Source organism: Streptomyces sp. NPDC003284 (assembly GCF_053589675.1).
Genome location: NZ_JBSFSI010000015.1, coordinates 111,378 through 132,413, shown reverse-complemented (window position 1 = coordinate 132,413; position 21,036 = coordinate 111,378). Strand labels below are relative to the sequence as shown.

At 73.7% G+C, this 21,036-nt stretch carries 20 protein-coding genes; 8 read left to right on the top strand and 12 right to left on the bottom strand.

Translation table 11 applies throughout. The features are described 5' to 3' along the window. Positions 1 to 60: 60 nt before the first annotated feature. Positions 61 to 957 carry a winged helix-turn-helix transcriptional regulator gene (locus ACWDYF_RS27640; RefSeq protein ID WP_389468194.1) on the bottom strand — a complete coding sequence of 299 codons (897 nt, stop codon included), beginning with the start codon at positions 955 to 957 and terminating at the stop codon, positions 61 to 63. 57 nt (positions 958 to 1,014) lie between these two features. On the opposite strand from ACWDYF_RS27640, the gene ACWDYF_RS27635 reads away from it, so the two are divergent. Then, positions 1,015 to 2,340 (top strand): MFS transporter, encoded by a 1,326-nt coding sequence (locus tag ACWDYF_RS27635; protein ID WP_389468191.1) that lies wholly within the window; start codon positions 1,015 to 1,017, stop codon positions 2,338 to 2,340. A gap of 70 nt (positions 2,341 to 2,410) precedes the next feature. Here the strand turns inward: ACWDYF_RS27635 and ACWDYF_RS27630 are convergent, their stop codons facing one another. Together ACWDYF_RS27630 and ACWDYF_RS27625 are read right to left on the bottom strand one after the other, a co-directional pair. After that, positions 2,411 to 3,109 (bottom strand): tectonin domain-containing protein, encoded by a 699-nt coding sequence (locus ACWDYF_RS27630; protein WP_389468187.1) that lies wholly within the window; start codon positions 3,107 to 3,109, stop codon positions 2,411 to 2,413. 398 nt (positions 3,110 to 3,507) lie between these two features. Next, positions 3,508 to 4,218: a TetR/AcrR family transcriptional regulator gene (locus ACWDYF_RS27625; RefSeq protein ID WP_389468182.1), complete on the bottom strand. Its 711-nt coding sequence runs from the start codon at positions 4,216 to 4,218 to the stop codon at positions 3,508 to 3,510. A 147-nt stretch (positions 4,219 to 4,365) separates the two neighbouring features. Between ACWDYF_RS27625 and ACWDYF_RS27620 the strand changes: the two genes are divergently transcribed. The 3 genes from ACWDYF_RS27620 (at position 4,366) to ACWDYF_RS27610 (ending at position 6,888) form a co-directional block, all read left to right on the top strand. Continuing rightward, a complete protein-coding gene (locus ACWDYF_RS27620) occupies positions 4,366 to 5,028 on the top strand; it encodes an MSMEG_1061 family FMN-dependent PPOX-type flavoprotein (protein WP_381741536.1) in 663 nt (220 codons plus the stop codon). Between the two features lie 95 nt (positions 5,029 to 5,123). Next, positions 5,124 to 6,032 (top strand): PDR/VanB family oxidoreductase, encoded by a 909-nt coding sequence (locus tag ACWDYF_RS27615; RefSeq protein WP_389468179.1) that lies wholly within the window; start codon positions 5,124 to 5,126, stop codon positions 6,030 to 6,032. 88 nt (positions 6,033 to 6,120) lie between these two features. Then, entirely contained in the window at positions 6,121 to 6,888 is a 768-nt protein-coding gene (locus ACWDYF_RS27610) for a siderophore-interacting protein (protein ID WP_389468369.1), read from the top strand. Between the two features lie 9 nt (positions 6,889 to 6,897). Here the strand turns inward: ACWDYF_RS27610 and ACWDYF_RS27605 are convergent, their stop codons facing one another. From ACWDYF_RS27605 to ACWDYF_RS27590, 4 genes are all read right to left on the bottom strand, one after another. Further along, on the bottom strand, positions 6,898 to 7,326 hold the full coding sequence (locus ACWDYF_RS27605) for a hypothetical protein (protein WP_389468176.1): 429 nt from the start codon (positions 7,324 to 7,326) through the stop codon (positions 6,898 to 6,900). Between the two features lie 136 nt (positions 7,327 to 7,462). Further along, entirely contained in the window at positions 7,463 to 8,569 is a 1,107-nt protein-coding gene (locus ACWDYF_RS27600; protein WP_389468173.1) for a MerR family transcriptional regulator, read from the bottom strand. Between the two features lie 5 nt (positions 8,570 to 8,574). Continuing rightward, the gene (locus tag ACWDYF_RS27595; RefSeq protein WP_389468170.1) at positions 8,575 to 9,255 is read right to left on the bottom strand and encodes a HEAT repeat domain-containing protein; all 681 of its coding nucleotides are present in this window, start codon (positions 9,253 to 9,255) and stop codon (positions 8,575 to 8,577) included. Positions 9,256 to 9,398: 143 nt separating this feature from the next. Beyond that, a complete protein-coding gene (locus tag ACWDYF_RS27590) occupies positions 9,399 to 10,253 on the bottom strand; it encodes a LysR family transcriptional regulator (protein ID WP_389468167.1) in 855 nt (284 codons plus the stop codon). Positions 10,254 to 10,323: 70 nt separating this feature from the next. Between ACWDYF_RS27590 and ACWDYF_RS27585 the strand changes: the two genes are divergently transcribed. Continuing rightward, on the top strand, positions 10,324 to 10,641 hold the full coding sequence (locus ACWDYF_RS27585; RefSeq protein ID WP_381741527.1) for a hypothetical protein: 318 nt from the start codon (positions 10,324 to 10,326) through the stop codon (positions 10,639 to 10,641). A 25-nt stretch (positions 10,642 to 10,666) separates the two neighbouring features. On the opposite strand, the gene ACWDYF_RS27580 is transcribed toward ACWDYF_RS27585, so the two are convergent. The 3 genes from ACWDYF_RS27580 to ACWDYF_RS27570 form a co-directional block, all read right to left on the bottom strand. Further along, complete coding sequence (locus ACWDYF_RS27580; RefSeq protein ID WP_389468164.1) at positions 10,667 to 11,722, bottom strand: class I SAM-dependent methyltransferase; 1,056 nt, start codon at positions 11,720 to 11,722, stop codon at positions 10,667 to 10,669. A gap of 86 nt (positions 11,723 to 11,808) precedes the next feature. Continuing rightward, positions 11,809 to 12,243, bottom strand: a complete 435-nt coding sequence (locus ACWDYF_RS27575) for a nuclear transport factor 2 family protein (protein WP_381741524.1) — start codon at positions 12,241 to 12,243, stop codon at positions 11,809 to 11,811. A gap of 73 nt (positions 12,244 to 12,316) precedes the next feature. Further along, positions 12,317 to 14,572 (bottom strand): ATP-binding protein, encoded by a 2,256-nt coding sequence (locus ACWDYF_RS27570; protein ID WP_389468160.1) that lies wholly within the window; start codon positions 14,570 to 14,572, stop codon positions 12,317 to 12,319. A 340-nt stretch (positions 14,573 to 14,912) separates the two neighbouring features. Between ACWDYF_RS27570 and ACWDYF_RS27565 the strand changes: the two genes are divergently transcribed. Then, a complete protein-coding gene (locus ACWDYF_RS27565; protein ID WP_389468158.1) occupies positions 14,913 to 15,788 on the top strand; it encodes a LysR family transcriptional regulator in 876 nt (291 codons plus the stop codon). Positions 15,789 to 15,890: 102 nt separating this feature from the next. On the opposite strand, the gene ACWDYF_RS27560 is transcribed toward ACWDYF_RS27565, so the two are convergent. Then, positions 15,891 to 16,667 (bottom strand): SDR family oxidoreductase, encoded by a 777-nt coding sequence (locus ACWDYF_RS27560; RefSeq protein ID WP_381741519.1) that lies wholly within the window; start codon positions 16,665 to 16,667, stop codon positions 15,891 to 15,893. A 295-nt stretch (positions 16,668 to 16,962) separates the two neighbouring features. Between ACWDYF_RS27560 and ACWDYF_RS27555 the strand changes: the two genes are divergently transcribed. Both ACWDYF_RS27555 and ACWDYF_RS27550 read left to right on the top strand, forming a co-directional pair. Continuing rightward, the gene (locus ACWDYF_RS27555) at positions 16,963 to 17,700 is read left to right on the top strand and encodes a S1 family peptidase (RefSeq protein WP_389468153.1); all 738 of its coding nucleotides are present in this window, start codon (positions 16,963 to 16,965) and stop codon (positions 17,698 to 17,700) included. Between the two features lie 189 nt (positions 17,701 to 17,889). Then, the gene (locus ACWDYF_RS27550; protein ID WP_389468151.1) at positions 17,890 to 20,121 is read left to right on the top strand and encodes a protein kinase domain-containing protein; all 2,232 of its coding nucleotides are present in this window, start codon (positions 17,890 to 17,892) and stop codon (positions 20,119 to 20,121) included. A gap of 23 nt (positions 20,122 to 20,144) precedes the next feature. Here the strand turns inward: ACWDYF_RS27550 and ACWDYF_RS27545 are convergent, their stop codons facing one another. Further along, positions 20,145 to 21,032, bottom strand: a complete 888-nt coding sequence (locus ACWDYF_RS27545; RefSeq protein WP_389468148.1) for an MBL fold metallo-hydrolase — start codon at positions 21,030 to 21,032, stop codon at positions 20,145 to 20,147. Positions 21,033 to 21,036 lie beyond the last annotated feature (4 nt).

The window sequence follows — 21,036 nt, the reverse complement described above, 5'->3', positions numbered from 1 at the left end:
CGGAGTCCGGCCGGTCAGCGACTCGGAGTCCGGCCGGTCAGCGACTCGGAGTCCGGCCGGTCAGCGACTCGGAGTCCGGCCGGTCAGTGAGTCGACGAGGGCCAGGGCGTCGTCGACCGAGCCCGCCGGGTCGTCGAGCGGGTACAGCACGCCCCGGACCGTACGGGAGGAGTCGACGACGAGGGTGAGCCGCTTGAGCCGGTCCGCGCCCCCCGCGCGGAAGGTGGGCAGCCGCAGGGCGGCGGCCAGCTCCAGGCCCGCGTCGGACAGCAGCGGGAAGGCGATCCGCTCGTGCTCCGCGAAGGCGGCGAGCTGGTCGGGGCGCTGCGTACTGACCCCGTGCACCGCCGTGTCGCGCCGCGCGAAGTCCGCCATCCGGTCGCGGTAGGTGCACGACTCCAGCGTGCAGCCGCGGGTGCCGGGGATCAGCTCCCAGCCCGGCGGGTAGGCGTGCGCGCCGGGCGCGTAGGCCCCGGGGAAGCAGTACAGGACCGTGAGGGCCCGGTTCGCCGCGACCGGGTCGGCCGGGGCACCCCCCGGTCCGGCGAGCGTCAGCTCGGGAAGCCGGTGCCCCACCAGGGCGTGCACGCGCCGGGTCTCGGCGGAGTCGGCCGTGCTGGTCGCCGAGAGGGTGCCGTCGCCCATCACATGCCGGGCGCCCCAGTCCTGGAGGGCGACGAGGACCGGCAGCAGTCCGCGCCCCGCCGGTGTCAGGTGGTACGCGTAGCGCGGCGGGTGCGGGCTGTAGAGCCGCTTCTCCAGTACGCCGTCCGCGACCAGCCCCTTCAGGCGCTCGGTGAGCACCTTGCGGCTGATCCCGAGCCCCTCCCGCAGCGCGTCGAACTGGTGCGTGCCGCCCGCGACATCGCGGATGAGCAGCAGCGTCCAGGGATCACCGACCACCGTCAGCGCCTGCGCGACGGCGCAGTCCGGATCGCTCAGCTCTGAGTAGCGCATGATCCATGAGTATAGTGAGTTCCCTAAAGAGACTCACTCGGCTCGCAGGGGGCAGGCATGGCGACGGCGGTACAGGGGCGGCCGGAGGGCGAACGGGACGGACGGGAAGGCCGGGAAGGCCGGGACGGAGCGGAGGGGGAGCCGGGGGACGGCCGGGGGGACGGCCGGGCAGAGGTGCGGAGCGCGGCGGTGTTCTGGCGGTACTGGGGCGCGTCCACGGTGAGCGGGGTCGGCGACGCCGTGACCGGCGTGGCCCTGCCGCTGCTCGCGGTCCTCGTGCTGCACGCCTCCGCGTTCCAGGTCAGCCTGATCACGGCCGCCTCCTACGCCGCGTGGATCTTGATCGGCCTGCCGGCCGGTGTCCTCGTGCACCGGCTGCCGCTGCGCGGGACGCAGGTGGCGATGGACCTGGTCCGGGCCGTCGCGGTGGCCTCCGTACCGGTCGCCGCCGCCTTCGGCGCGCTGAGCCTGGCGCAGCTGATCGCCGTCGCCCTGGTGGTCGGGCTGGCCTCCGTCGTCTTCGACGTGGGCACCTCGACCTTCCTGCCCTCCATCGTCGGCAAGGACGAGCTGACGGCCCGCAACAGCCTCACCTCGGGGACCCGGGCGGCCACCCAGCTCGGCGGCCCGTCCCTGGGCGGCGTCCTGGTCCAGGTGCTCGGCGCGGCGGCCTCGGTCGTGGTCGACGCGGTGAGCTACGTGCTGTCGGCGGCGCTCATGGCCAGCCTGCCGCGCGTCGGCCACCCGGCGCAGGAAGGCCCGCGCCGGGGCATGGGCGAGATGATCCGCGAGGGCTGGCGGTACGTCGTGCGCCACCCCGTCATCGGACCCTGCGCGGCCGACGCGACCGCCGTCAACTTCGTCTGCGGCGGCCTGATGGCGCTCACCCCGGTCTTTCTCGTCCGCACGCTCGACGCCCCGCCCGCACTGGTCGGCCTGCTGATCGCGACCGAGGGCATCGGCACGCTGGCCGGGGCCGCGCTGACCCCCCGGATCGCCGCCCGGCTGGGCACCGGCAGGGCGCTGCGCTGGGCCGCGGTGGCCGCCCCCTGCTTCGCGGTGCTGCTGCCGCTGTCCGGGCACGCCGCGGGCCTCGCCGTGTTCGCCCTGGGCAACGCCGGTTTCGCCGCGGCCGTGGTGGTGACCAGCATCGTCACCCGCACCTACCGGCAGACGGCCACACCCCCGGAGCTGCTGCCCCGGGTCATGGCCACGGTCCGCTTCATCTCCTGGGGCGCGATCCCCTTCGGCGCGCTGACCGCGGGCACCGCCGCCGCCCTGTGCGGCGACCGCGCCTCCCTCGCCCTCCTCGCCGCCCTCTCCCTGATCAGCCCCGCCGTCCTCCTCGCGAGCCCGGTCCGCCGGATGCGCGACCTCACCTGATCCGGCGCCCCGGTTTCCGCTGATCCGGCGGCCCCGGCCGCTCACCGGGCAGCCGCCGCCCCGGCTTCGCTCAGCCGGGCAGGTCCCCGGTGTACCGGTAGATGTTCCCGGCGGAGTTGACCCCCCAGACGGTCCCGTCCGCCCCGGCGCCGATGTCGGTGAGCGCGCCGGGGATCTGTACCCAGGGGCTGGCGTCGTCGCCGGTGTAGCGGTAGATGTTGCCACCGGCGTTTGCGCCCCACACCGAAGTGCGTGAACCGGCGTCGATCGCCTTCAGCCCGCCGCTGATCTGCTTCCAGGTGCTGCTGTCCTGGTCGCCGGTGTAGCGGTAGATGTTTCCGGCGGAGTTGACTCCCCAGACGGTGCCGTCGGCGGCGGCGCCGATGTCGGTGAGCGCGCCGGGGATCTGTACCCAGGGGTTGGCGTCGTTGTTGGTGTAGCGGTAGATGTTGCCGTTCGCGTTGACCCCCCACACGTTGGTCCGGGATCCCGCCGTGATCCGTGTCAGTCCGCCGCTGATCTGCTTCCAGGTGCTGCTGTCCTGGTCGCCGGTGTAGCGGTAGATGTTTCCGGCGGAGTTGACTCCCCAGACGGTGCCGTCGGCGGCGGCGCCGATGTCGGAGAGTCCGCCGGGGATCTGTACCCAGGGGTTGGCGTCGTTGTTGGTGTAGCGGTAGATGTTGCCGCTCGCGTTGACCCCCCACACGTTGGTCCGGGACCCCACCGCGATCCGCGTCAACGCGCCCGAGATCTGCTTCCAGTCGGCCATGGACCGGCTCCTTTCGCCTGAGAAGTGGCTCACCGCGACACTCCCCGAGCGAAACGATTCGCCGGACAAGTGAACTTCCTTGCGCCGTGCGAGAATTGTCCGTGAGGCAACGTTTGGCGACGACGCTGCTCCGCCGGACAGGGCCGCGCCCTGCCCCGGCCATCGTCAACCCGGCCAAAAGCCCTGTCCCACCCAGGGGTTGCCGATCGGCGCGGAGTTGACGGCTCGGCGGATCCGTCAGGCAGCCGTCCGCGGGGGACGGGCCGCGTCGTGGCGGCGCCGGTTGTCCCCGGTCTCCGTGCGCTGGGCGGCGGCCCGGTCGCCCAGCGCGGTCAGGGTGTACTCCACCTTGGGCGGAACGCTCCTCGTCGGCCGCCCCGTGCGCGCCCGGTGATCCGTCAGCCGAACGGCCCGCAAGCGGACTCGGCCCCGGACCCGGAAGCGGCCCCGGACCCGGAAGCGGACCCGGACCCGGACTCGGGCGCGGAGGCGGGTCCCCCCGTCAGATAGCGGACGAGCATGGTGACGAGCTCGTCCTCGAACAGTGCGGCGTCGACCTGTCCGGGGCCCGCCATCACCCGGTGCACCACCATCTCCACCGTGGAGACGACGAGCCGGGCCGCGATGTCGGTGTCGGCGACCCGCACCTGCGGATGACGGCCGAGCAGCGCGCGGACGTACGCGATCCGCCGCTGCTCGTGGTCCGCGACCCGCTCCAGCAACTCCGGTTCCCGCGGCCCCTGTTCGATCATCACGCGGAGCAGCTTCGGGTCGTCGCGGTGGTTCTCGACGACCCCGCGCACGAAGAAGCGGATGATGCCCTCGATGGACTCCGGCAGCCCGTCCTGGTCGAGCGGCGCCGCGGCCATCCCGGCGTCGAGGTGCCGGGTCAGCAGCTCGACCAGGATCGCGTCCTTGTTCGGGTAGTACTGGTACAGCGAGCCGATCGACACCCGGGCCCGCTCCGCGATCCGGTTGGTGGTCCCGGCCGCGTACCCGTACTCGGCGAAAACGCGAGCAGCGGCGTCGAGGATGCGCTGCCGGGTCAGCTCCGCCCGGACCTGACGGGGCTGTTTACGTGGCTGAAGTCCGCGCTGGCCGGACGCCATGGCACCTCCTGCGACGGGCCGTGAAAGCGAGTAGCGCACGACCTGAGTAATTGCTCACAATAGTGTCATGAACTGCGGTGATGCGGCGACAGATCGCTGACGTCCAGCTCGCGCGCCGCCACCCTCCCCGCGCCGAAGGAAGGTGCCATGACCGCCACGACGACCCCGGCCGCCCTGCCGTCCGCCCCCGCGCGCCGCCGTTTCCGCCAGGTCTCCCCACAGGAGGTGCGGGCCCGCCTCGGGCCGCCCGAGGCGCGGATCGAGGCGAAGGTGAAGGACCGCATCGACCGGTACGCCCACTGCTTCATCGCCCACTCGCCGTTCCTGGCGATGGCCACGGCGGACGCGGCCGGACGCGCCGACTCCTCGCCCCGCGGCGACTACCCCGGCTTCGTGAAGGTCCTCGACGAGCACACCCTCGCCCTCCCCGACCGCCCCGGCAACAAGATGGCCGACTCGTTCCGCAACCTCGCCGAGAACGACGGCATCGGACTCTGCTTCCTGGTCCCCGGCGTCCGCGAGGTCCTGCGCGTCAACGGCAGCGCGTACGTCACCGACGAACCCGATGTCCTGGTCCGCATGCGCACCGAGGCGAAACAGCCCGAGCTGGCGATCGTCGTCGAGGTCGCCGAGGTGTACTTCCACTGCGGGCGGGCGCTGGTCCGCTCCCGGCTGTGGGACCCCGCGAGCCAGGCGCTGGCCGAGGAACTGCCCCCGGTCGGCGAGATCGTCGCCGCGCAGTTCGGGGGCGGCGTCGACCCGGCGCTGGTCGAGCGGTCCCTGGAGGACGCGTACCGCAGTCTCTACTGACCGGACCCACCACCCGGCCGACCGGACGCACCACCTGACCGGCCAGACACACCGCCCGACCGAGGGAACACCGCGCGACAGACCGAGGGAACACCGTGCAACAGACCGTCGTCGAACACATCGAACCCGTCGCTCAGGACGTCGTCGCCCTCACCCTGCGCGCCCGCGACGGACACCTCGCGCCCTGGGAGCCCGGCGCCCACATCGACCTGAAGCTGCCCAACTGGCTGACCCGCCCGTACTCGCTGTGCGGAGACCCCGCCGACCGGGACACCTACCGCGTGGCCGTCCGCCACGACCCGCTCAGCCGGGGCGGCTCGGAGTACGTCCACCGCTTCCTGCGCACCGGCCGCCCCCTCGCCGTCTCCGCGCCCCGCAACCACTTCCCGCTCGTCCCGGCCCCGGCGCATCTGTTCCTCGCCGGAGGCATCGGCATCACCCCGCTGCTGCCGATGCTGCGCGCGGCGACGGCCGCCGGACGCCCGGCGACCCTGCTGTACACGGGCCGGTCCGCGCGCACCATGCCCTTCGTGGACGAACTGCGCCGCGCCCACGGCGACCGGGTGCGTGTCGTGGAGACCGAGCGGCAGGGCCGCCCGGACCTCACCGCGCTCGCCGCCGCGCTGGACCCGGACACCCACGTCCACTGCTGCGGCCCGGCGCCCATGCTCGCCGCCGCCGACGCGGCGTTCCCCGCCGACCGGCTGCACACCGAGCGGTTCCAGCCGACGGAGCGCGTCTTCGGCCCCGGCACGGCCTTCGAGGCGCACTGCGCACGCTCGGGTGACACCGTCGCCGTACCGGCCGGGACCTCACTGCTGGACGCCCTCGCCGACGCCGGACACCCGCTGCCCTCGGGCTGCCGCGAAGGTGTCTGCGGCAGCTGCGAGGTCACCGTCCTGGACGGCGAGCCGGAACACCGCGACGACATCGGCGCCGCACGGGGCCGCATGTACACATGTGTGTCCCGCGCGCTGACCCCCCGGCTCGTTCTCGACCTCTGACCCGTTCTCGGTCTCTGTCCGCTCCCGACCTGCGAAAGGCACCCCGCACAGCATGCTGCCCAAGGTGCAGTCACCCACGTCCCGGCGCATGATCACGCTGGAGGTCCGCCGGACCGTCCGGACCACCCCGCACTTCGTCACCGTCACCCTCTGCGGACCCCAGCTCGCACACCTGGTGCCGTCCGGCTTCGACCAGGCCGTCCGGCTGTTCTTCCCCCGCGCGGGCCAGGACACCCTCACGATGCCCACCCTCTCCAACGAGGCGTGGATGGCGCAGGTCCTGCTCCTGCCCAAGTCCCGCAGGCCCTGGGTGCGCAACTACACCGTCCGCCGGGTCCGCCCCGAACTCGCCGAGCTGGACATCGAGTTCGCCCTGCACGGCGCCACCCCCGCCTGCGCCTGGGCGCTGGCGGCCCGGCCGGGCGACCCGGCGGGCGTCTTCGACATGGGCCTGACCTATCTGCCCCCGCCCGGCGCCCGGCGCCAGTTGCTCGTCGCGGACGAGAGCGCCGTACCCGCCGTCCTCGCCATCCTGGAGGACGCGCCCGCCGCCCTGGAGGCGGACGTCTATCTGGAGGTACCCGGGAGCGCGGACATCCGCACGGACCTCACCGCCCCCGCGGGCGCCCGGGTCCACTGGCTGCCCCGCGACGGCTCCACCGCCCTCCCCGGCCGCCTCGCCCTCGACGCGGTCAGTTCCGCGCCGCTGCCCGACGGCCCCTTCTACACCTGGGTCGCGGGCGAGTCCGCCCTCGCCACCGGTCTGCGCAGACACCTCACCCGCGACCGGGGCGTCCCGAGGACCCGCATAGCCTTCCAGGGCTACTGGCGCCACGGCCGCTCCAGCCCCGGCTGACCTGCACGGCTAGGCGGGTACGCAGACTTCCTTGCCCTTCATCGTGTACTGCTCGATGACATCGATGAGCGGGTAGACACACCCGGCGGCGAGATAGGTGGTCCACACCTCCGTGCCGGTGTCGTCGCCCGCGAAGAGCGGTCCGTGGAGGGTCTTGCTGTAGTTCGCGCCGCCGCCCGTGGTGTTCTGCCAGCCGAGGCGTACATGGACGATGTCGCCCGCGTGCTTCCAGTAGCCGACACCGATGCGGCCGGTCTGGCCCACCCCGCCGGTGACGTCGATGCAGAGGTCGCCGTTGCCCAGGTTGGTGCACCGCTGGACATAGGCCAGCGGTGAGCGGGGGGCCGCCGTCGTGGCCGCGCCCGCCGCGGTCGTCGTCGTCAGTACGGTGAGGGCGGCGGCGCCCGCGATGAGCCCGGTCCGGAGGGATGTGCGCACGGGATGTTCCTCTTCTGTGAGGGGGTGCGGGAAAGCCGGCCGTGAGACACGGCCGGCGCCCTCAGCATTCAGGAGCGCCGCGCGCCCGGAACAGCGCGAAACCGGCCAAACGGTGTGATGCCGGGGTGAAGTGATCTCAACGTGACCCGCGCAACCGGAGGACATACGACGCGGTGAGCGCGACGGCGCGGTCCTCGTCCCGGGCCAGTTCCGCGAGGGCACGGGACGAGGTGGCCCCCTCGATGCCCGCGAGCGCCTGGGCCACGGCGTGCCGCCCGTGCGCCGTGAGGGAACCGCGGGCGAGGCGGCCGGCGAGCCCGGCGGCGATCTCCTCCGCCAGGTGCGGATCACCGGCCAGCGCGCTGAGCGCATCGGCCGCGTCGACGTCGTTCGTCCCCCGGACGACCATGTCGATGAGCACCGGGACGGCCGCGGCCACCCCCCGTACGCCGAGCGCCAGCGCCGCGTGCCGGGCGACCACGGATCCGGCACCCGCACCGGCAGCGGCACCAGCACCGGCACTGGCAGCGGCACCAGCACGGTCACCGGCGCCGGATCCGTCTCCGGGCCCGCCCCCGGGACCCGCTCCGGTCTCGCTCAGAGCGCTCCGCAGCAGCGCGGTCGCCTCGTCGCCCTGGATCTCGGCGAGGGCCAGGACGGCTCGTTCGCGCACCTCGGCCACGGGCGAGGCGAGCCCGTCCGCCAGCAGAGCCGCCGCCTGACCGCCCGCCCGCGCCAGCGCCCACCGCAGCGCACCGGCGGCATTCGGGTCCGTCTCGTGCAGTACGGCCTCCACCAGCGCCTCCACCGGCACCGGATCCTGCCCGGCCGAGGACAGGGCCGCGCGCTGGCGCCTCCCGGCGCTCTCCGAGCCCAGGGCGTGCAGCAGCGCGACGGTCTGGAGGACGTCCTCCCAGTCGTCCGGGTCCGCCGCGCCGATCCGCCGGAGCCGGGTGAGCAGCGCCGTCTCCTCCGCGATGCGGGCCCGCGTCTGCCGGACGAGGTCGTCGACGAGCGCCGAAGGCCGGAAACCCGGATCGTCCAGCGCCCGCGCGACCTCGCGCAGCGACAGCCCCAGCGACCGCAGGCTCTCGACATGGAAGATCCGCCGGATGTCCTCGGCGGAGTACTCCCGGTAGCCGGACCCGGTGCGCACGGACGGCCGCACCAGGCCCAGCGACTCGTAGTGCCTGAGCATGCGGGCACTGACCCCGGAGCGCCGTGCCACCTCACCGATCAGCACACGTATCACTCCTCCCGGCCGGTCGGTCCCAGCGCCACGACGCGCTTCGCCTCCTCGATCGCGAACTCGAACCCGGCGTCCGGGTCGCGCAACAGCCGTTCCGTGCCGATCGCGTGCTCACACACCCGGGGGTCGGAGTGCCGGGCCGCACCGCGCAGCACCGGTACGACGACGTCCGCGCCGAGCGCGATCAGCGCCCGGCTCAGACTCAGCCGGGTCTCCCGTCCACCGCGTCCGAGCTGGGTCACCAGCACACCGGCGAGCGCGGGCACCTCGTCCTCGGGGGCCAGCACGACCGCCGCCCGCCAGGCGCTCCGGGCCACCTCGTCGTCGGCGTCGGTCAGCAGCGCCCGGGTGATCGACGGCCAGGCCCGCCGGTCCCCGATCTTGGACAGGGTGTGCAGCGACTGGCTCCGTGCCCGCGCCCGCGCCGAGCGGAGTTCACCGAGGAGCCGGGGCAGCGTCACCGGCACCGGGTGCCGGGTGAGCGCCCAGGTCAGCATGTCCCGTACGAACAGCTCGGGCTCGACGGCGCACCGGTCGACGAGCCCGTCGACGTAGCGCGGATCCGGGTCCGTACCCGCCGCCAGCGCGGTGCGCAGCCGCACCGACGCGTCAGCGTCCTCCAGTCCTCGCAGCACCCGCGCCACACCCGTGCCCTCGCCCGCCTCGTCCATCCCTGTCATCGGGACCACCTCCTGGTCCGCAGTGAAGACCTTGCCACGGTGTCAAGGTCAAACGGCGGCCCTCGGCGGAGAGCCCCTGGCAGCCGGGGCGGCGCCGGAACACCACCCCGAAGCCGCGCTCCCGCACGGCCACCCGGGCCGGGCTAACCGTCCCCGTCTCCCGGCCGGGCCTCCAGCGCGGCGGCCACGAACGACGCGACCAGCGGACGCCGGTCCCGCTCGTTCCAGGCGAGCACGAGACGGCTGGGCGGGGCGTCGGCCATGGGGACGCAGACGAGACCGGCCGGAGCCGGTACGACCAGTGAGCGCGGCAGCATCCCGACCGTCCGGCCCACCGCGACCATCTGGAACAACTGCACGACGTCGGCGACCTCGGGACCGGTGCCGTCGCCCCCGGGCACCCCCTTCCAGCGCGGCAGCGTCTCCTCGGCCAGCTCGGCGGTGCGCACCGAGGCACGCCCGGCCAGGCGGTGGCCGGACGGCACGACGGCCACCCGGTCCTCGGTGTGCAGCGTCTCGTGCGCCAGGCCGTCGAGCGGGTCGAAGGGGGCGTAGAGCAGTCCCGCGTCGGCCCGGCCGTCGCGCAGGAAGTCGGCGCGGTCGGCGGGCCCGCTGAACAGGATGTCCACCTGGTGGGCGTCGGGACGCCGGGCGTACCGGGCGAGGATCGCGGACAGCAGCCCGGCGTCGCCGCCGGGTTTGAGCACGAGCCTCAGCCGCTCCCGGGTGTCCCCGGCGCGCCGGGCCCGCCGGACGGCGGCACCGACCGCGTTGAGCGCGTGCCGCCCGTGCTCTTGCAACGCCTCGCCGGCCGGGGTGAGTTCGACGTGCCGGCTGGAGCGCAGGAACAGCGGGACACCCAGCCGGGACTCGATCCGCCGGATCGCCCTCGACAGCGCCGGCTGGGCGATCGACAGCCGGGCGGCGGCCCGGCCGAAGTGCAGTTCGTCGGCGAGCGTGACGAAGTACTCCAGCTCGCGGGTCTCCAGTTCGGCCATTCCGCCAGGTTATCGCCGCATGCCGAACCGGTCTTGGACGCGGGTGGGGCGAGCCGCCGAGAATCGTCGCATGATTCACCACACGATGCTCGTGTCCTTCGACGAGCCCCTGCCCGACGCCACCCTCGATCAATACCTCACGGACATCGAACGGGCACTGCTCGACTCCGGTCTCGTGCGCTCGGTCGCGGCCCGCCGCCACCTCCCCGTGCCGGGCGAGGAGGCCATCCCGGCGCTGATCGCCACCGTCATCGTCCAGATCGCGGTGACCGACACCGACACACTGGCGAAGGTGTTCGCCGCCCCCGGCCTGCACGAGGTCATCGCCCGCTGGCGGGCCCGGTACTCGTACAAGGTCGCCTGGGCGAACCACGAACCCCTGACCTGACCCGCCCCGCCCCGTCCGGTCCGGCTCAGCGCCGTACGTCGTACACGCGGTTGGTGAGCGTCTCGACGGCGAGCCGCCAGTTGCGCAGGCCCGCCCCGGCGGCGACCGCGGCGAGCGCCTCCTGCCCCGGATGATTGCCGAGCGCGTGCGGCCCGGCCTGTGCCATGGCCGTCGGCAGGCACAGGACGGCCGAGGTGGAGGCGAAGGACCGGCCGATGGGATGGATGTTCTCGCCGGGCTCGGCCGATGCATTCGGTTCGACCACCAGGCAGCTCCCGTCGGCCGCGAGAGCGGCCTCGGCGCGCCGGAGCGCGGCGGCGGGGTCGCCGAGGTCGTGGAGGCAGTCGAAGAACGTCACGAGGTCGTAGCCGCCGCCGGGGAAGTCGTGCGCGGCGGCCACCTCGAACGTCACGCGGTCGGCGACGCCCGCCTCCTCGGCCAGCTTCCGGGCCGCTTCGACGGAGGGCTCGTGGAAGTCGAACCCGTGGAAGCGGGACCGCGGGAACGCCGTGGCCATGAGGACGGTCGAATGGCCGAACCCGCAGCCCACGTCGGCGACCGAGGCACCGTCCCTGAGCTTGGCCTCGACGCCTTCCAGGGCGGGCAGCCACTCCTGGACGAGGGCCGCCTCGTAGCCGGGCCGGAAGAACGCGGCGACGCCTTCCGCCAGTTCCGGCCCGTACTCCCGCCAGCTCACGCCGCCGCCGTCGCGGTAGGCGTCCGCCAGCGCGTCCTCGGCGCCGTAGAGGGCCTTCAGCATGGTGAAACCGGCGGCGACATAGGTCGGCAGAGAGGCATCGGCGAGCACGGCCGCGTGCTCGTCCGGCAGGACGTAGGTGTCCGCCGCCGGATCGTGCAGGACGTAGGCACCGGCGACCTGGGCGGCCAGCCACTCCCGGACGCAGCGCTCGACCAGCCCCGTCCTCGCGGCCAGTTCGTCCGAGGTGAGCGGCCCCGCGCCCGCCATCGCGGTGTACAGCCCCAGGCGGACACCCAAAGAGGTGGAGACCCCGGCGAAGGCGGCGGCGTTGTCGGCCACCACCCGTTCGAGGAATTCCCGTACGCGTTGCTCGTCCGTCATGCCGAAGACCCTTTCAAGCGGCTGATTCCGTTCCCGGTCTTCCCACGAGCGGGACGTCCCGCACGGTTCACCCGGCCCGCTCCCGGTCAGCCGCGCAGATGGCGGCTCACATCACCCACCAGATGGATCCGCACCCGCCGCTCCACGAACCGCCACTCGCCGTCGCGGCGCTCGAAGCGGTCGTGGTAGCGCCCCGCGGCCACGGGCTGCAACGGGAAGTCGGGCAGGCTCTGGAACACGGTCACATAGGCGCGCGCGGTGGCGGTGCCGGCCTCTCCGTCGACCTCGACGGCGACGTTGCTCGTGGCGTGGTGGGTCCGGGGCGTGCCGTCCTCGTAGAGGATCACCGAGTCGCGGAGCATCTTCGCCACGGCCTCACCGCCCCGGACCGGTGCGCCGCTCCCGACGAACACGGCGTCGGCGAACAGTTCCCCGACCCCGGCGAAGTCTCCGGTGTCGACCCGCTCCGCGTAGGAGGCGATCAGGTTGGTGATGGCGTGTGTGTCCGTGGTCGTGTTCATACGTATGAGACTACGTGGCCTTGTGTCCGTCGGTTCCGCACGCGGACCGGCGGGCGGGCACACCTCACTCGCCTCACTCGCCGGGGTGCGCGTCCGGCCGCGCCGCCGCGGCGTCCGCCTTGGCCCGGGTCTCGTCGGCGCGCACGGCGCGCAGCGCGGTGAACAGCTCCGCGGCCCGGTACCAGTTCGCCCGCGCCCGCGCGACGTTCCCCTGCTCCAGCTGGGCGGTGGCGAGGTGGTCGAGCACATCGGCCACGTTGTAGTCGTCGAGGACCTCCTGGTAGATGCCGAGCGCCGTGCCGTAGTGCGCGATCGCGGCGGTGAGGTCGCCCGCGCGCTGCCGGGCGTGCCCCATGTGCCTCCACGTCGCCGCCTCGTCATGGCGGTTCCCGGTCTCCCGCAGCAGCGGAAGCACCTCCTCGCAGGTCGCGACGGCCTCCTTCGGGTCGCCGGACACACAGAGGAAGTACGCCACGATGGCGAGCGCCCGCGCGACCTCGTAGGGCTGTTCCAGCGTCCGGGCGAGGGCCAGGCTGTTGCGGGCGTGCCGCAGGCCCTCGGCGTAGCGCTGCTCGTAGTGGCGTATCCGGCTGGCGTGCCGCTCGGCCTGGAGCTGCTCGTCCAGGGGCAGCCGGGGAAGCTGGCCCAGGATCAGGTCGAGCAGTTCACCGGCCTCGCCGAGGTCCCCCCTCTCGACGAGCGCGCGCGACAGGTGTGCGCCGGTGCGTGCGACGCCGACCGGATCGTCGAGGGTGAGGGCGGCGTCGAGCGCGGTGCGGCAGGCGGCGATCTCCTCGGCCCAGCGCCCGGTGACCGAGTTGTAGGCCACCCACTCCAGCGTGAGGTCGAGGCGGTGGCGCAGCAGCCGCGGGTTGTGGAAGGCGCGCAGAGCGGCGTCGGCGGTGGCCTCCTCCCGGCGGTACCACTCCAGCGCCTCCTCGCGGCCGCCGGTCTCGACACGTGCCACACCCGGCACCGGGGTCCCGGCCGGCCGGGAGGGGAAGCGCCAGACGAACCGGTTGGCGCCGTGGGCGTTGTGCCGCAGATAGTCCAGCAGCCGGGTCTCGGCGCCGAGCCGGTCGTCCTTCTCCTGTGCGAACAGCTCGGTGCCGTAGTCCCGTACGAGATCGTGCAGCACGTAGCGGCCGTCCGTGTCCCGGGTGAGCAGGCTGGCCGCGGTCAGCTCCCGCAGACAGCGCAGGCCCTGCGCCTCCCCGACGCCCGCCAGCGAGGCGGCTGCCTCGGCGGAGACGGCCGGGCCGGGGTGGACGCACAGGTACCGGAAGAACCGTGCCGTCCCGGCGCCGAGCGCCCGGTAGGACCAGGAGAACACGGCACGGACGTCCACCCGGCCGTCGTCGACCGACAGGGCGTCCAGCCGCGGCCGGGTCTCCCGCAGCTCCCGCACGCCCACCCGCAGCGGCATCCCGGGCACCGTGCTGAGCTGGGCGCCGACGACGGCGACCGCCAGCGGCAGGCAGCCGCACAGCTCGACCAGTTCGGCGGCGGCCGCGGGCTCCGCCGCGCACCGCTCCTCGCCGATCCGGGCCGCCAGCGCCGTCACGGCCTCCTCCCGGCTCCACACGTCCAGGCTGACCAGCGAGGCGCCCTCCGCCGCCGCGAGACCGGGCAGCCGGTCGCGCGAGGTGATGATCGTCAGACATCCCGCCGAGCCCGGCAGCAGCGGTCTGACCTGGTCCGCGTCCCGCGCGTTGTCCAGGACCACGATCAGCCGCAGCGCGGCCGCCCGCTCCCGGAACAGGGCGCTGCGCCGCTCGACGCCGGACGGGATGTCCTCGCCGGGCACCTCCAGCGCGCGCAGGAAGCCGCCGAGCGCCTCCCTGGGGTCCAGCGGCTGCCCGTCGGCCTCGAAACCGCGCAGATTGACGTAGAGCTGCCCGTCCGGGAACCGTTCCGCCGCCTCGTGCGCCCAGTGCACCGCCAGCGTGGTCTTGCCGACCCCGGCCATGCCGCCGATCGCGGAGATGACGACGTGCCCGCCGCGCCCGGCCATGTGCGAGGTGAACCCGCGGACGGCCGCGAGCGCCTGCTCCCGGCCGCGGAAGACCGCGAGATCGGGCGGCAGTTGCCGCGGGACCCGCCGGGAGTGCCGGGTGGCCGCGCGCACCAGGCGCCGCCGCTCGCCCTCCTCCAGCCGCAGCGCGTCCAGCAGTTCGCCCAGCGTGGCCTGGCGCGGCAGGCTCCGCCCGCGCTCCATGTCGCTGATGGCCCGGACGCTCACACCCGACGCCTCGGCCAGGCTCTCCAGGGTGAGCAGTGCCCGCTGCCGTGCCTCGCGCAGCAGCCCGCCGAACGTGTTCTCGTCCATACCCACACCCCCGGCGACGGGCCCCGTGCCATGCGTGCCCCGGCCGGATCTCGTCGCTTCGGAACCGTATGAACCTAGCAGTTCTGGATCGGACACCACAGATGCCGTCTCAGCTGGTGAACCGGCACCGGCAGGCACGGGCGTGGGCGGCCCGCCGAACTGCCGCGCGATCCGCCCCACGGCCTCGGACGGCGGGCCGTCCGCGCGCTCGGGTGCCAGGCCCTGCCGCGCACCCGGGAATCACCGCCGGGCCGGCCGGGTTGCCCTGCTGGGCCGCACGACGGGACGGACCGCGGGACCGGGGGACCGGGGTCCCGCCAGGGAGAGGAGAAGGGCACCGATGAGCCTTCGTCAGTTCGAGTACGCGTTGGCCGTGGCGGCGGAGGGCTCGGTGACGGCCGCCGCCGAGGTGCTGCGCGTCGCCCAGCCCTCGGTGTCCCAGCAGATCCGGGGCCTGGAACGGGAACTCGGCGTGGAGCTCTTCGACCGCACAACGAGCGGACTGGTGCCCACCGTGGTCGGCCGCGCGTTCCTGCGGGAGGCGGAGGTCGCGGTGAACGCGTCACGCCGGGCGCGCGCGACCGCGCGGGCCGGTGCCGACGAGCTGGTGGGCGAGCTGATGGTCGCGGTGCAGATGGGCTTCGGCACCCGGCAGCTCCCGCGGGCGCTGGCCGGACTGCGCCGCCGCTTCCCGCGCCTGGAGGTCACCGTCTTCGAGGAGCCCGGCGCCGCCGAGATGGACCGGCTGGGCCGCCGCGACGTACTGGACCTGGCCCTGATGGCGGCCTGCGACGCGACCCCGGCCGACGCCCACCACCTCGGCGACGAGGAGTTCGTCGTGGTGCTGGGCGCCGGGCACCGCCTGCTCGCCGGGGACCGGGTCGGACTGCGCGCGCTGGAGGGCGAGCAGTGGGTGAGGTTCGGCCGTGACAGCGCGCTGGACGGCGTCCTGGTGAACGTACTGCGCGACCACGGCCTGACCCCGGTCACGGCCGCCCGGGTCTCCCAGGCGGCGACGGCCGTGCGCTGGGCCGCCCACGGCCTCGGGGTGGCGCTCGTCCCGGCCTCCGCGGTGCCGCCCGGCCACGAACACCTCGTCCGCCGGCTGTCCCCGGCCGTGTCCCAGCCCGTCATCGCCGTACTCCGGCAGGGCGCGGGCCCGGGGGAGAAGGCCCTGCTGGAACTCCTGCGCGAGGAGGATTTCTCGGGAGAGTGATGATCCGGGGTCGTCCGGGAGTCCGCCTCCTGATGAACCGGCCTCTCGGTGAATTCATCCCTCTGCCAAATCACCCCTCTACAAAATCACCTCTCGGTGAATTCACCCCCTGGGGAATTCGCCTCCGTCCACGACGAGCTTGCTCCCGGTCAGCCAGCTTGCCCGCTCGGACACGAGGAACAGCACCGCGTCCGCGATGTCCTCGGGTCGGCCGTCGCGCCCCAGCGGTGGCACGTCGTCCGCGTTGACCGGGGCCGGTCCGGTGTTCAGCAGCGCCCACTGCTCACGCGTCGCCTCGCCGCCGGGGGTGGTGACCCGGCCGGGACTCACGGTGTTGACCCGGACTCCGGACGGGGCCAGCTCCAGGGCCAGCCCCCGGCTGTAGTTCTCCAGCGCCGCCTTCGCCGCCGAGTAGTGCAGGAAGGGACCGGCCGGGGTGAGGACCGCGGCCGAGGAGATGTGCACGATCCGCCCCTGGCGCCGCTCCCGCATCCCCGGCGTCAGCAGCGCGTCCAGCCGCACCGCGGCCAGGTAGTTCAGGTCCAGCGCGTCCTGCCACTCCTCCTCGGGGATGGCCGAGGCGCTCAGGTGCGGCCGCGCCCCGCCCGCGTTGTGGACCAGGATGTCCACCCCGCCGAGCACCTCCCGCGCGGCCGAGGCGAGCGCCTGCGCCCCGGTCCGGGTCCGTACGTCCGCCGCCACGAAGGCGGCACCCTCCGGCGCCGTACCCGTCGCCGACCTCGCGGTCGTGAGCACGTCGGCACCGGCGTCCAGCAGCCGGCGCACGACGGCCGCCCCGATTCCGCGCGTACCGCCCGTCACCAGCGCCCGCATTCCGGCGAGTTCCCGCTTTTCCGAGCCGCTCTCGACACCGGTCATGTCTCATCATCCTTCTCGTTCTGTGCAATCCGTCGGCCCGGCGGAGAACAACCGAGCCGTTCCACCGTAGGTCCGTAGCGGAACGAGAGACAAAGACGAAACAGCAGCGGACGGTATAGGCGATTCCTCTTCCTCCCCCTATTCCTCCTCTTCTTCTTCCTCTTCCTCCTTCTCTCCCCGCTCCTGTTCCTGTTCCTGGGCCTCGATCCGGGCGCGGCACAAGGGAACGCATCGGTGCGGTGACGCATCTCCACAGACGTACCACCCGTGCCAGCGACGAGAAGGGCCGTTCCGGATGAGGGTGCGACAAGCACGTGTGCTGCTCTTGGCGTTGTCACTGCTGCTGGCCGGGTCGTTCGCGCTGGCCGGGCCCGCCTCCGCCGTCATCGGGGGCGCGAGGAGCGGCTACGGGCCGTGGGCGGTACGCATGCTCGTGGACGGCCGTCCGGCGTGCACCGGGACGGCGGTGGCGCCGCAGTGGATCCTCAGCGCGTCGCACTGCTTCTTCGAGCAGGGACAGCCCGTCGCCGACAAGCGGATCTCGTTCCGCGTCGGCAGCCTCGACATGCGCAAGGGCACCACGGTCCGCCCGCTGCCCGGCAAGCGCGCCGGGAGCGCCCGTGCCGACATGATGCTGATCAAGGTCCCGCCGATGAAGATCCCCACGGCGCGCCTGGCCACGGCCCCGGTCCGGGTGGGGCAGACCGTGCGGCAGTACGGATGGGGCGCCACCTGCACCGGGGACGAGAACGCCTGTCAGTCCCCCGTGCTCAAGCAGTCCGACCTCCGGGTCGTACGGCCCGACGACCCCCGGTGCGCGGGCTTCACCGCCCCGGGCGGCTCCGACTTCTGCATGGAGAAGGTGTCCGGGATCCCGGCCGGGGGCGACTCCGGCGGCCCGGTGATGAGCGTCGGCCCGCGCGGCACCGAGACCCTCCTCGGCGTCTTCGACGGCTCCGACCGCGAGCGGATCGCCGAGGCGGGCGGGATCGCCGGGGAACTCGCCTGGATCCGCTCGGTCGTCGGGAAGTAGCCGCCTGCCGGGCCCGTTCCCGTACGGTCCCGCCCGCCCGGGACGACCGGTCCCGGTCACGGTGCCGGTCCCGGTTCCGGTGTGTGACGCTTCTGCGAAGGACTGTCCGTACCCCCGAGGGCGTACCGCGGGGCGGGATCGCGTTCCGTATCCTGGTGCGCGGAACTGCTGGGTGACCGAGGGGGGCGCGTGCCGCTGCACAAGGAGGACCCGAGATCCATCGGCGGCTACCGGCTGCTCGACCGGCTCGGGGCGGGCGGCATGGGCATGGTCTACCGGGGCAGATCGCGCTCCGGGCGTGAGGTCGCCCTCAAGGTCGTGCACGCCAAGCACGCCCAGGACCCCGTCTTCCGCGCCCGGTTCCGGCACGAGATCGAGGCTGCCCGCCGGGTGAGCGGCGCCTTCACCGCGGCCGTGGTGGACGCCGACCCGGAGGCGGACCCGCCCTGGATGGCCACCCAGTACGTGCCCGGTCCGTCGCTCGCCGCCCGGATCCGCGACGGCGGCCCGCTGCGCGTGTCCGAGCTGCGGCCCCTGGCGCTCGGCCTGGTGGAGGCGCTGCGGGACATACACCGGGCCGGGGTGGTGCACCGCGACCTGAAGCCGGCCAACGTCCTGATGGCCGAGGACGGCCCCCGGGTCATCGACTTCGGCATCTCCCGGGCGGCCGAGAGCCACCACACCCTCACCGAGACCGGGCAGGTCATCGGCACCCCGCCCTTCATGTCCCCGGAGCAGTTCACCGACGCGCGCACGGTCGGCCCGGCCTCGGACATCTTCTCGCTCGGCGCGCTGCTGGTGTACTGCGTCACCGGGCGCGGCCCTTTCGACGCCGACAGCCCCTACCTGACCGGCTACCGGGTGGTCCACAACCAGCCCGCCCTGGACGGCGTGACCGGACCCGTGCGCGCCGTGCTGGAGCGCTGCCTGGCCAAGGAGCCCGCCGACCGGCCCGGACCCGACGAACTGGCACGGGAGTTCGCGAGCGCCCTGCCCGAGCCGGAACCGGGCGACTCGGGCACCATGACGCTGCGGCTGCCCCCGACCTGGCCCGGCACCGCGTCCGCCCCGCACACCACGGCCGTCACCCGCCGCCCCCGCAGGCGCGGTGCGCGGGTGCTGCTGGCCGTGACGGGGGTGCTGGCCGTGGGCCTGGGCGGCTGGTTCGTGGTGGGCATGCGCGGTGACGACGGCGGCGAGGTGACACAGTCCGAGAAGGCCGCCGCGTCCTCGCCGCCGCCCAGCCGCTGGGGCACCCTCCCCGCCGGGTGGAAACCGTGGCAGACGACCGCGGCCGCGCCCGCGGAGAAGGGCGTGCGAAAGGCCCCCGGCTACGAGGGCATCAGGTCACCGTCGTGCGTGGCGGCCGGCGGCGCCCTCTACTGCGCCGGCGCCGCCCTCCTGCCGGAACGGATCGACGCCACCACCGGGCGCACCCTCTGGCGTGCCGACATCGCACCTGCCGGGGTCCCGACCGAGCGGTACGTCACGACGGTCCTCGGCACCCACGAAGGCGTGGTGCTCGTCGAGCTTTCGGTCACCGACGAGGGCGGCCGGGGCGTGTCGCAGGCCGTCTCCGCGCTCGACGCGTCGAGCGGCGAGCGCCTCTGGTCCCACCCGGTACGCACCGAGAGCCTGGGCTCGATCTACGCGGCCGGGGCGACGCTGACGCAGGAGGGCGACAGCAGCACGGTGACCGTACGCTCCGCGCGCGACGGCACCGTACGCCGCCGGATCCCCCTGCCCGAGGGGTACGACTGCCTGCCGTTCGCCGTCGACGACCGCCCCTACGTCGAGTGCACCCCCCAGGAGGGGAAGGACCGCACCACGAAGTTCTTCGTCGTCGATCCGGCCGACGGCTCCGCGCGCACCCTGTCCTCCCCGGCCCAGTGGAGGAGTTTCGTCGGCATGCTGGACGGCAGGCTGCTCTTCGCGGAGACGGACGAACGCCCCGTGACCAACAGCCCCGACATGATCTACACCCGGATCGTGCTCGTCGACCCGCGCACCGCCGAGCCCACCTCGGTCCCGCTGCCCGAGCGGTACCGGGGCAGTCCCCCCGTCCTGACGCACGGCACGCTCTACTTCGCCACCTCCAGCGGCCTGGTCACCGCTGTCTCCCCGACGACGGGAGCCCGGCTGTGGCAGACCCACACGTCCGTGGAGACACCCGGCCCGGCCTCGGTGGACCCGACCGGGCGCACGGTGTACCTGGCCGGGGGCAGCGGCCGGGTGGCCGCCCTCGACACGGCGCGCGGCACCCTGCTGTGGGAGTCGTCGGCACGCGCGGAGGTCCTGGACACCGGGCCGCTGCCCCCCGTGTGGTTCAACGGGGGAGCCCTGGTCCTGGCGGCCATGGACGGCACCGTCTTCACCCTCGACCCGGCCCACCCCGGACGGAAGCCCGTCAGGGTCGGCTGACCCGCAAGAGGCGGGCGTACGTCTCACACCGTCCGCGGCGCCGGAAGGAGCGCCGGGGCCGGGACCGGCGTCCAGCCGGTGCCGGTCGGACGGCCGAACACCTGGTCGCCGAAGTGGAAGGCGAAGCCGATCGTGCCCGGCTGTCCGAGTTCCGCGGTGAGGCGCTCGCGGGCGGCCCGCACCCCGGCCCCGTCCAGGTCGGGCCGCGAGGGCCAGTCGGGGTGCGTCAGCTGCGCCGGTGTGTGGAACACGTCCCCGAGGACGATCACCCGCTCGCTCCCGGCGGATATCACGTAGCAGGTGTGTCCCGAGGAGTGTCCGGGTGTGACCAGTGCGCGCACACCGGGAAAGATCTCCTCGCCGTCGTCGACGGGTGTGTGTTCGGCGCCGATACGGGCGAGCACGTCGGCCGCCGGGGCACCAGGGACCGTCGTACCGCAGCCGTGCGGGGCCCATTCCCGGGCCGCGACCAGATAGCGGGCCCGGGGAAAGGTCTTCTCCGGGGTGAACGCCCACCCGGTGTGGTCGACGTGCAGATGGGTGAAGGCGACCGCCTCGATGTCCTCGGGGGTGTGTCCGAGCGCGGCCAGTGTCGCGAGGAGCGCCCCGCTGTCGCAGTGGCCCACCAGGTCGCCGGACACCTGGACCGGTCCGCGTACGGGCCCGAGACCGGCGTCGATCAGCAGACGGCGGCCGTCCCGCTCGACCAGCAGGCCGCCCGCCGACATGGGCAACCTCCCCTGAGCGTCCAGGAGTTCGGGATGCCGGTCCCAGTGGTCCGCGGGGAAGCCGGGGAAGAAACCGGACGGCAGCATGGCCATCGCACCGTCCACGACATAGGTCATCCGCACCTCACCCAGTACGAGTGACCGGACGGCGGACTGCTGGTCGAGCGCTCCGAGAAGCGTCATCGAA

Coding starts and splice junctions, on each gene's coding strand:
- ACWDYF_RS27640 (WP_389468194.1), bottom strand. CDS start 957: ATGCGCTACTCAGAGCTGAGCGATCCGGACTGCGCCGTCGCGCAGGCG.
- ACWDYF_RS27635 (WP_389468191.1), top strand. CDS start 1,015: ATGGCGACGGCGGTACAGGGGCGGCCGGAGGGCGAACGGGACGGACGG.
- ACWDYF_RS27630 (WP_389468187.1), bottom strand. CDS start 3,109: ATGGCCGACTGGAAGCAGATCTCGGGCGCGTTGACGCGGATCGCGGTG.
- ACWDYF_RS27625 (WP_389468182.1), bottom strand. CDS start 4,218: ATGGCGTCCGGCCAGCGCGGACTTCAGCCACGTAAACAGCCCCGTCAG.
- ACWDYF_RS27620 (WP_381741536.1), top strand. CDS start 4,366: ATGACCGCCACGACGACCCCGGCCGCCCTGCCGTCCGCCCCCGCGCGC.
- ACWDYF_RS27610 (WP_389468369.1), top strand. CDS start 6,121: ATGATCACGCTGGAGGTCCGCCGGACCGTCCGGACCACCCCGCACTTC.
- ACWDYF_RS27595 (WP_389468170.1), bottom strand. CDS start 9,255: ATGACAGGGATGGACGAGGCGGGCGAGGGCACGGGTGTGGCGCGGGTG.
- ACWDYF_RS27590 (WP_389468167.1), bottom strand. CDS start 10,253: ATGGCCGAACTGGAGACCCGCGAGCTGGAGTACTTCGTCACGCTCGCC.
- ACWDYF_RS27585 (WP_381741527.1), top strand. CDS start 10,324: ATGATTCACCACACGATGCTCGTGTCCTTCGACGAGCCCCTGCCCGAC.
- ACWDYF_RS27580 (WP_389468164.1), bottom strand. CDS start 11,722: ATGACGGACGAGCAACGCGTACGGGAATTCCTCGAACGGGTGGTGGCC.
- ACWDYF_RS27575 (WP_381741524.1), bottom strand. CDS start 12,243: ATGAACACGACCACGGACACACACGCCATCACCAACCTGATCGCCTCC.
- ACWDYF_RS27570 (WP_389468160.1), bottom strand. CDS start 14,572: ATGGACGAGAACACGTTCGGCGGGCTGCTGCGCGAGGCACGGCAGCGG.
- ACWDYF_RS27565 (WP_389468158.1), top strand. CDS start 14,913: ATGAGCCTTCGTCAGTTCGAGTACGCGTTGGCCGTGGCGGCGGAGGGC.
- ACWDYF_RS27560 (WP_381741519.1), bottom strand. CDS start 16,667: ATGACCGGTGTCGAGAGCGGCTCGGAAAAGCGGGAACTCGCCGGAATG.
- ACWDYF_RS27555 (WP_389468153.1), top strand. CDS start 16,963: ATGAGGGTGCGACAAGCACGTGTGCTGCTCTTGGCGTTGTCACTGCTG.
- ACWDYF_RS27545 (WP_389468148.1), bottom strand. CDS start 21,032: ATGACGCTTCTCGGAGCGCTCGACCAGCAGTCCGCCGTCCGGTCACTC.